The sequence below is a fragment of the Dokdonella sp. genome, from assembly GCF_035511235.1.
In the GTDB taxonomy this organism is placed as follows: Bacteria; Pseudomonadota; Gammaproteobacteria; order Xanthomonadales; family Rhodanobacteraceae; genus Dokdonella.
Window position 1 is genome coordinate 91,782 of record NZ_DATKFQ010000017.1, and the last position, 8,266, is coordinate 100,047.

Annotated in this window: 7 protein-coding genes; 2 read left to right on the forward strand and 5 right to left on the reverse strand. The window is 70.4% G+C overall.

Features of this window, described 5'->3' with window-relative positions:
* Positions 1-112 precede the first annotated feature (112 nt).
* The 5 genes from VMR06_RS09060 to efp form a co-directional block, all read right to left on the reverse strand.
* Positions 113-931 carry a squalene/phytoene synthase family protein gene (locus tag VMR06_RS09060; protein ID WP_325375384.1) on the reverse strand — a complete coding sequence of 273 codons (819 nt, stop codon included), beginning with the start codon at positions 929-931 and terminating at the stop codon, positions 113-115.
* Positions 931-1,590, reverse strand: coding sequence for a phosphoglycolate phosphatase (gph, locus tag VMR06_RS09065; protein ID WP_325375386.1), 660 nt, complete (start codon positions 1,588-1,590; stop codon positions 931-933). The genes VMR06_RS09060 and gph overlap by 1 nt, the downstream gene beginning before the upstream one ends.
* Complete coding sequence (gene ubiG / locus VMR06_RS09070) at positions 1,587-2,291, reverse strand: bifunctional 2-polyprenyl-6-hydroxyphenol methylase/3-demethylubiquinol 3-O-methyltransferase UbiG (RefSeq protein ID WP_325375388.1); 705 nt, start codon at positions 2,289-2,291, stop codon at positions 1,587-1,589. Before ubiG ends, gph begins: the two co-directional genes overlap by 4 nt.
* A 64-nt stretch (positions 2,292-2,355) precedes the next feature.
* A complete protein-coding gene (locus VMR06_RS09075) occupies positions 2,356-3,675 on the reverse strand; it encodes a TRZ/ATZ family hydrolase (RefSeq protein ID WP_325375390.1) in 1,320 nt (439 codons plus the stop codon).
* A 120-nt stretch (positions 3,676-3,795) separates the two neighbouring features.
* Positions 3,796-4,362 carry an elongation factor P gene (gene efp / locus VMR06_RS09080; protein ID WP_325375392.1) on the reverse strand — a complete coding sequence of 189 codons (567 nt, stop codon included), beginning with the start codon at positions 4,360-4,362 and terminating at the stop codon, positions 3,796-3,798.
* 102 nt (positions 4,363-4,464) lie between these two features.
* On the opposite strand from efp, the gene epmB reads away from it, so the two are divergent.
* Together epmB and VMR06_RS09090 are read left to right on the forward strand one after the other, a co-directional pair.
* Complete coding sequence (gene epmB, locus VMR06_RS09085; RefSeq protein ID WP_325375395.1) at positions 4,465-5,469, forward strand: EF-P beta-lysylation protein EpmB; 1,005 nt, start codon at positions 4,465-4,467, stop codon at positions 5,467-5,469.
* 159 nt (positions 5,470-5,628) lie between these two features.
* Entirely contained in the window at positions 5,629-7,701 is a 2,073-nt protein-coding gene (locus VMR06_RS09090) for a bifunctional diguanylate cyclase/phosphodiesterase (protein ID WP_325375398.1), read from the forward strand.
* Positions 7,702-8,266 lie beyond the last annotated feature (565 nt).

The following is an 8,266-nucleotide window of genomic DNA, read 5'->3' on the forward strand; positions in this document are numbered from 1 at the left end:
CAGCACGAGCGGCGTTAGCGTTTCGCTAAACCGCATCGCGCCGCGCCATGAGGATCGGCCCTATGCATATGGGCGCACCGTGCCGGCGCGCCACGGCCTCGGATCGCGTACCTCAGATCGCGCCGCGCCGCGCGAGACGCCAGGCGCGCCAGGCCGCCGAGGGCCCGAGCCGTCCGCGTGCCGCGACGAGCGCTGCGGCCGGATCGGCCGCGCCTGCGGCGCGCTCGGCGCGACCAAGATCGGCGATCTGGCGAATCCCGGCGAGCAGCGGAAGCGCCTGCCACGGCAGCGCATGCAGCCGCGCGGCGATCTGTCGCGACAGCTCGCGCAATCCCTCGTCGCGTGCCGGCGAGCGCGCCGTCAGCTCGCCGCGGTCGATCTGGTGGCGCGCCAGCAGATCGAGCGGCAACGGCAACCGGCCGCGACCGAGCGCGCCGCGCAGATCGGCCAGATCCTGCAGTGCGCGCCCCAGGACGGCCGCCTCCGCCGCCGCCTCGACCGAGACGCCCGGCGACGCGGCAGCGGCGGCGCGCGCGAACGGACCGTAGTAGCGGCGATGGTCCTCGATCAGATCGGCCAGCGTTCCGGCCGGCCGCGCCTCGCGGATCGCCAGCGCGCCGGCGATCACCGCGTCCCAGACGCCCGGCGGCACGGCGGGGCCGGCCGCGCAGTTCAATGCCTGGGTCGCCGGATGACGCGGCTTGCCGTCGAGCAGGCGCGCCAGTTCCTCGGCCCACCAGTGCAGCTTGGCCTCGGCGACGTGATCCTCGGCGATGCGGAACGCGGCATCCTCGATCTCGAGTCCGACCACGGCCAGACCCAGCGCATGGTCGCGGGCCCGGCCCGGCACGAAACGCAGCGCCAGCGCGAGTTCCGGATGGACGCCGGACCACTTCGCCTCGAAGCTGCCGAGGCCCTCCTCGCCGGCCATCAACAGTGTCCGATCAGACGGGTCAGCTCGGGCGGCGTCGCGACGACGACATCGGCCTGCCAGGCGGCCGGATCGCCGCCGTCGAGATAGCCCCAGGCCGCGGCGAACGTGCGCGCGCCGGCCGCGCGACCGGCCTGGATGTCGCGCAGGTCGTCGCCGACGAACCAGGTCCGCGCCGCCTCGACGCCGGCCCGCGCGCAGGCGTGTAGCACCGGTTCGGGATCGGGCTTCTTGGTCGGCAGGCAGTCGCCGCTGACCAGGGCCGCGCAGCGGCTCGCCCATCCGAGCTGTTCGACCAGCGGCCGGGCCAGCCAGCCGGGCTTGTTGGTGACGATGCCCCAGGCGATGCCGCCCCGCTCGAGCCGGTCGAGCAGTTCGACGACGCCGGCATAGGGCCGGGTCTCCTGCGCGATGCGGCCGGCGTACAGCCCCAGGAAGCGCGGCAGATGATGCTCGATCGCCACCTCGTCGAAATCCGGCAGGCCGCGACGCAACATGGCGCGGCCGCCGGCCGAGACCACGGTACGCACCGCATCGGCGTCCGGCGGCGGCTCGCCGAGCTCGCCGCACAGGGCCTGCAGGGCGCCGATCAGGTCCGGCGCCGAATCGACCAGGGTGCCGTCGAGGTCGAACAGCACGGCCTGCGGCGGCAACGTCATGCCGGCTTGACCGCGCAGGCGACGTAGTTGACCGAAACGCTCGCGGTCAGGCGCGCGCCGCGCGTGAACGGGTTGTAGGCGATGCCGGCCAGGTGCTCCAGTTCGAGACCGGCGGCGCGCAGATGCGCGGCGATCTCGCTCGGCCGGATGAACTGCGCGTAGTGGTGCGTGCCGCGCGGCAGCAGGCGCAGCACGTGTTCGGCACCGAGGATCGCCGCCGCGAAGGCGGCCGGGGTCCGGTTCAAGGTCGAGACGAACAGGCGCCCGCCCGGCCGCAGCAGACGCGCGCAGGCGTCGACGACGCTGCGCGGATCGGGCACGTGTTCGAGCATCTCCATGCAGGTGACGAGGTCGAACGCCGCCGGCGACTGGTCCGCCAGCGCCTCGACGCCGAGCAGCCGGTAGTCGACGGTCAGCGCGCTCTCGAGCAGATGCAGGCGCGCCACCTCGATGACCTCGGCCGACAGGTCGATCGCGGTGACCTCGGCGCCGGCGCGGGCCAGGCTCTCGCTGAGGATGCCGCCGCCGCAGCCGACGTCGAGCGCGCGCGCGCCGCGCAGCGCCACGCGCTCGGCGATGTAGGCCAGGCGCACCGGGTTCAGATCGTGCAGCGGGCGGGATTCTCCGTCCGGATCCCACCAGCGGCCGGCCAGACGGCCGAACTTGGCGATCTCGGCGGGATCGACGTTGATCGTGTTCATCGGCGCATTCTAACCGGCCGCGGCGCCGGCCGAACGCCGCGCCGGACGATCAGCGCAGCGCGCCTCAGGCCGCCGCGATGCGCTCGCGCCAGCGCCGCGCCTTGGCGATGATCTCGGCGGTATCCAGATCGACCAGCTCGCGCCGCGCCAGCTTGCGCCGCCCGGCGATCCACACGTCGCTGACCTGATGGCGCCCGGCCGCGTAGATCAGCTGCGAGACGACGTGGTAGACCGGCTGCATCTCGATCTCGTCGAGTCGCACCGCGACCAGGTCGGCCTGCTTGCCGCGCTCGATCGAGCCGATCCGGTCGCCCCAGCCGAGCGCGCTCGCGCCGCCGAGCGTCGCCGCGCGCAGCACGGCCGACGCGCCGAAGGCGGTCGCGTCGTCGGCGACCGCCTTGGCCAGCAGCGCGGCGCTGCGCATCTCGCCGAACATGTCCAGATCGTTGTTGCTGGCGCAGCCGTCGGTGCCGATGACCACGTTGACGCCGGCACGCCGCATCGCCTCGACCGGCGAGAAGCCGCTGGCGAGCTTGAGATTGGACTCGGCGCAGTGCACGACGCTGACGCCGGCCGCCGCGCAGTCGGCGATCTCCTGCTCGGTCAGCTGGGTCATGTGCACCGCGAGCAGGCGCTCGTTGACGAGGCCGAGCGCCTTGACGCGCGCGAACGGCCGCACGCCGTGCTCGCGCTTGCCCTCGGCCACCTCCTGCGCGGTCTCGTGCAGATGCAGATGCACCGGGATGTCGAGCTGGTCGGCCAGTACCCGAATGCGCTCGAAGCTGGCATCGGACACCGTGTACGGCGCGTGCGGTGCGAATGCCGTGCCGAGCAGCGGCATCGAGCGGATCGCGTCGTGCACGGCCAGCGCCTTGTCGAAGTACTCGTCGCGCGTGCGCGCCCAGGCGCTCGGGAACTCGATCACCGGCAGACCGACCAGCGCCCGGAAGCCGTAGCGCGCGTAGGTCGCGGCCTGGACGTCGGGGAAGAAGTAGTTCTCGTTGCAGCAAGTGGTGCCGCCGCGCAGCATCTCGGCGATCGCCAGCTCGATGCCGTCGCGCACGAACTCCGGCCCGAGCACCCTGGCCTCGGCCGGCCAGATGTGCTCCTGCAGCCAGCGCATCAGCGGCAGGTCGTCGGCCAGGCCGCGCATCAGCGTCATCGGGTTGTGCGTATGCGCATTGACCAGGCCCGGGATCAGCGCGTGATCGGGCAGCGCGACGCGCTCGGCCGGTTCCCAGGCCGCGCGCGCACGCTCGATCGGCGCCAGATCGACGATGCAGCCGTCGCGGACCGCCACGGCGTGCTCGTCTAGCACGACGCCGTCGGGCTCCACCGGCACGACCCAGCGCGCCTCGATCAGGACATCACACGGTTCTGACATGAACGGACCACCATCCGGGCAACGGAAAGCGCGGCGAAGCGACGTCCGACCGGCCGCGGATGCGCACCGACCGGCGTCGCGGCGGCAGCCGCGCGGGCCGCCGCCGGGACCGGACCGGAGCTACTTGACGCGTCCGACGTACTCGCCCGAGCGCGTATCGACCTTGATGATCTCGTTCTGGTTGACGAACAGCGGCACGCGCACGACCGCGCCGGTCTCGAGCTTGGCCGGCTTGCCGCCGCCGCCGGAGGTGTCGCCGCGCACGCCCGGATCGGTCTCGACGATCTCCAGCTCGACGAAGTTCGGCGGGGTGACCGTCAGCGGTGCGCCGTTCCACAGCGTGACGATCACCGCCTCGTTGCCCTTCAGCCACTTGGACGCGTCGGCCATCGCATTGGCGTCGGCCGCGATCTGCTCGTGGGTGTCCGGATGCATGAAATGCCAGAACTCGCCGTCCGAATACAGAAACTCCATGTCGGTGTCGACGACGTCGGCGGCCTCGACCGAGTCGGTCGACTTCATCGTCAGCTCGACCGTGCGGCCGGTCTTCAGATTGCGGTACTTGACGCGCGTGAAGGCCTGCCCCTTGCCCGGCTTGATGTATTCGGTATCGATGATCGTGCACGGATAGCCGTCCACAATGATCTTCATACCGTTCTTCACATCGTTCATGCCATACGAGGCCATCGACTGCTCCTGCCGCTTCTGAATAAACAAAGCCGCTCGGGAAAGCGGCTGACGGATAGAATTGCGCTTTCGCCTGAGGGAAAGCCGTGATTCGTGCCGCCCATGATAACCGCTAACCGCGCGCCCGCGCAGCCGCGCCGCTGGCAGCAGCTCTGGCGCGAGGCGGTCACCGACCCGCTCGAACTGCTCGGCCTGCTCGACCTCGCCGACCGCGCCGGCGAGCTGCTGCCGGCGGCCGATACCGGCTTCCCGCTGCGTGTCCCGCGCGGCTTCGTCGCGCGGATGCGCCGCGGCGACGCGCGCGATCCGCTGCTGCTGCAGGTGCTGCCGCTGGCCGCCGAGCTCGGCGAGGTGCCCGGCTTCACGCATGACGCGGTCGGCGACCTCGCCGCCCGTGCCGCGCACGGCGTGCTGCACAAATACCAGGGCCGCGCCCTGCTGCTGGCGACCGGCTCGTGCGCGGTGCATTGCCGCTATTGCTTCCGGCGCCATTTTCCGTATGCCGAGGAGACCGCGGCGGCCAACGGCTGGCGCGATGCGGTCGCCCACCTCGCCGGCGATGCGTCGATCGGCGAGGTGATCCTGTCCGGCGGCGACCCGCTGTCGCTGGCCACCCACAAGCTCGCCGAGCTCGGCGCGGCGATCGGCGCGATCGGCCATCTCAAGCGCCTGCGTCTGCATACGCGCCTCCCGGTCGTGCTGCCCGAGCGCATCGACGCCGAGTTCCTGGACTGGTTCGGCGCCCTGCCGCAGCAGCGCGCCGTCGTGATCCACGCCAACCATCCGCGCGAGATCGACGCCGCGGTCGCCGCGGCCTGCCGCGCCCTGCAGGCCGCCGGCGCCACCGTGCTGAACCAGGCGGTGCTGCTGCACGGGGTCAACGACGACGCCGACGTGCTCGCCGAGCTGTCCGAGGCGCTGTTCGCGGCCGGCGTGCTGCCGTACTACCTGCACCAGCTCGATCGTGTCGCCGGCGCCGCCCATTTCGAGGTCGACGACGGCCGCGCGCTGGCCCTGGTCGATGCGCTGCGCGACCGCCTGCCCGGCTACCTCGTGCCGCGGCTGGTGCGCGAGATACCCGGCGCGCCGTCGAAGCGGCCCGTGTGACGATCGCCGGATGGAAAAGGCCACACGAATCCGGTAAACAGTTCAGCGGCGATTCTCCCGAGCCGCCGCACACGTCCGGTGGCGCCGGTGCCTCTCGCAGCACTCGGGCCGACGCCGGACGCGCGCCCGCATTTCCGCCGAGAGTCCCCTAGAACTCCGATGAATCGACAAGACACCGTGCTGCGCCTGATCCTGGTCGAGGAGTCCACGGACGCGGCCGAACAACTGGTCAGCCAGCTGCGCAACGGCGGCATCGCGGCACGCCCGTCCCGCGCGGAGAACGAGGCCCAGCTCGAAGAGGCCATCGCCGACCAGCCCGACCTGATCCTGTTCAATCTCGCCACCACCTCGATCTCGCTGCCGGCCACCGCCGCCGCGGCGGGCCGCTCCGGTCGCGACATCGCCCTGGTCGCCTACGCGCTCAGTCCGAGCGCCGACCAGATCGCCGACGCGTTCCGCGACGGTGCGCGCGCGCTGGCGGTCTGCGACCGCCCCGACCACATGCAGACGATCATCGCGCGCGAGTTCGAGGCGCTGAAGATGCGGCGCAGCGTGCGCCGGCTCGAGGCGGCGCTGCGCGAGTCCGAGCGCCGCTGCGACTCGCTGCTCGACTCCTCGCGCGATCCGATCGCCTACGTCCACGAGGGCATGCACGTACGCGCCAACAAGGCCTACCTGGACATCTTCGGCTTCGAGGAATTCGAGGACATCGAGGGCATGTCGATCCTCGACCTGATCGCCGCCGACGACGCCGGCGACTTCAAGGCCCTGCTGCGCCGCCTGTCCAAGGGCGAGAAGCCGCCGCAGCGGCTGAACCTCAAGGCGCAGCGCAGCGACGGCTCGATCTTCGACGCGGTCATGGAGTTCTCCGAGGCTACCTACGAAGGCGAGCCCTGCCAGCAGATCGTGTTCCGCCAGCAGGCGCTGGACCCGAATCTCGCGCAGCAGATCGACGAGCTGCGCTCCAAGGACCTGGTCACCGACCTGTACAACCGCCAGCACACGCTGACCGAGATCGAACGCGCCGCCGCGGCCGCCGCCGGCGGCCAGAGCGATCAGGCGCTGCTGCTGTTCGAGCCGGACAACTTCAAGAAGACGCTCGACACGATCGGCCTCGGCCTGACCGACCTGCTGCTCGGCGACATGGCCAGCCTGCTGCGCCGCCACCTCGGCGAATCCGACGTCGCCGGCCGCCTGTCCGACCAGAACTTCGGCGTGCTGCTGACCGGCCGCGCCGCCGACCAGGTCCGCCAGCTCGCCGAGACGCTGCGCCACGCGTTCGAGGACCGCATCTTCGAGGTCGGCAAGCAGTCGGTCACGCTGACGATGAGCATCGGCGGCGCGCTGATCACCGAGAAGAACGCGCATGCCGACCAGATCCTCAACCAGGCCCAGGCGATGCTGCGCATGGCGCAGGGCGAAGGCGGCAACCGCGTCTCGCTGCTCGATCCGGGCGCGCAGGACAAGGCCGAGGTCGAGAAGCACCAGCGCTGGCTGCGCCTGATCAAGGACGCGCTCGCCAACGACGGCTTTCTGTTCCATTACCAGCCGGTGGTCAGCCTGCACGGCAGCGGCAAGGCGTTCTACGAGGTGCTGCTGCGCATGAAGGGCCCCAAGGGCGACATCACGCCCGAGCACTTCCTGCCGATCGCCGAACAGAACGGTCTGCTGCCGGCGATCGACCGCTGGGTCATCGCCAACGCGTTGCGCCTCGGCGCCGAACGCGAACGCCAGGGCCAGCCGACTTCGTTCTTCATCAAGCTCTCGGCGCAGTCGCTCGACGACCAGACCCTGCTGCCGTGGATCGCCCAGCAGCTCAAGAACGCGCGCCAGCCCGGCGACAGCCTGATCTTCGAGATGCCCGAGAGCCTGGTCGTGACCCACCTCAAGCAGGCCCGCAGTTTCCTGAAGGGCCTCGAGCAGCTGCACTGCCGATTCGCGCTGGAGCAGTTCGGTCGCGGCCTCAACTCGTTCCAGCTGCTCAAGCACGTCCCGGCGCACTACCTCAAGATCGACCGCAGCTTCATGGTCGACTTGGTACGCAGCAAGGAAACCCAGGACAAGGTGCGCGAGATCTGCGAGCAGGCCCACCATGCCGGCAAGCTGACGGTGGCGGAGTTCGTCGAGGATGCGGCGACGATGTCGATCCTGTTCTCATGCGGCGCGAATTTCGTGCAGGGGAATTTCCTGCAGGAGCCGCAGGCGCAGATGAATTACGAGTTCGGCAGCTGAGCTCGGCTTTCTGACGACGGATTTTGCTTCGCAGGTGAACGGCATCTCTGCTCGCTTTCCGCTCCATCCGGCGAGCGGCACATCTTGTAGCGACCAATCCTCCGGATTCTGGTCATCTGTGAAGCAGCACCGGGTTGCGAATGACCGGCTGTGTTTGCTTCCTAGGTGAGCGACATCCCTGCCTGTTTTTCCGCTCGCTCCCGCGAGCAGGTCACTTTCTCTTGCGTACCCACAGTGCCGCTGGAGCGGCGAAGCCGGTTCGATGTTGGGGTGGTTGTTGCTTCGTAGGCAGTCGGCATCCCTGCCTGTTTCCGCTCGCTCCCGCGAGCGGGTCACTTTCTCTTGCGTGCCCACTGCGCCGCAGGAGCGGCGCGAACGGCGAAGCCGGCCCGGAGGGCGGAGCGCAGGATGCGCGGAGTCAGAGAAGTAACCAAAGAGAAGGGCACCCCACAGACGTGCCCTCCGGGCCTCCTGCCCTGCGGGTCCGTGGGCCGGGACCGAGGTTCGTCGACAGCACCTCCTGTGCTGACGACGAACGCGCGGGCCTCCCTGCCCGCGCCCCTGC

Coding starts and splice junctions, on each gene's coding strand:
- VMR06_RS09060 (WP_325375384.1), bottom strand. CDS start 931: ATGGCCGGCGAGGAGGGCCTCGGCAGCTTCGAGGCGAAGTGGTCCGGC.
- gph (WP_325375386.1), bottom strand. CDS start 1,590: ATGACGTTGCCGCCGCAGGCCGTGCTGTTCGACCTCGACGGCACCCTG.
- ubiG (WP_325375388.1), bottom strand. CDS start 2,291: ATGAACACGATCAACGTCGATCCCGCCGAGATCGCCAAGTTCGGCCGT.
- VMR06_RS09075 (WP_325375390.1), bottom strand. CDS start 3,675: ATGTCAGAACCGTGTGATGTCCTGATCGAGGCGCGCTGGGTCGTGCCG.
- efp (WP_325375392.1), bottom strand. CDS start 4,362: ATGGCCTCGTATGGCATGAACGATGTGAAGAACGGTATGAAGATCATT.
- epmB (WP_325375395.1), top strand. CDS start 4,465: ATGATAACCGCTAACCGCGCGCCCGCGCAGCCGCGCCGCTGGCAGCAG.
- VMR06_RS09090 (WP_325375398.1), top strand. CDS start 5,629: ATGAATCGACAAGACACCGTGCTGCGCCTGATCCTGGTCGAGGAGTCC.